Source organism: Marinomonas gallaica (assembly GCF_001639745.1).
GTDB lineage: Bacteria > Pseudomonadota > Gammaproteobacteria > Pseudomonadales > Marinomonadaceae > Marinomonas > Marinomonas gallaica.
Genome location: NZ_LTAX01000061.1, coordinates 1 through 322 on the forward strand (window position 1 = coordinate 1; position 322 = coordinate 322).

3 tRNA genes are annotated in these 322 nt (G+C 54.7%); all 3 read right to left on the reverse strand.

The window, feature by feature from the left end:
- Position 1: 1 nt before the first annotated feature.
- Positions 2-77: transfer RNA gene (locus AYW76_RS18595), tRNA-Glu, on the reverse strand.
- A gap of 56 nt (positions 78-133) precedes the next feature.
- Positions 134-208 (reverse strand) — tRNA-Gly (locus AYW76_RS18600).
- A 33-nt stretch (positions 209-241) separates the two neighbouring features.
- A tRNA-Glu gene (locus AYW76_RS18605) sits at positions 242-317 on the reverse strand.
- Positions 318-322 lie beyond the last annotated feature (5 nt).

Below are 322 nucleotides of genomic sequence, written 5' to 3' on the forward strand. Positions count from 1 at the left end.
TTGGCGTCCCATAGGGGGTTCGAACCCCTGTTACCGCCGTGAAAGGGCGGTGTCCTAGGCCTCTAGACGAATGGGACACATCATTTGCTTCCGTAGAAGCACCCTCTTTCGAGGATTTTCTCACAAGGAGAAATGGAGCGGGAAACGAGGCTCGAACTCGCGACCCCAACCTTGGCAAGGTTGTGCTCTACCACTGAGCTATTCCCGCATACTGTCACGTCATTTTACAACTTACGTTAGTTGGCGTCCCATAGGGGGTTCGAACCCCTGTTACCGCCGTGAAAGGGCGGTGTCCTAGGCCTCTAGACGAATGGGACACATC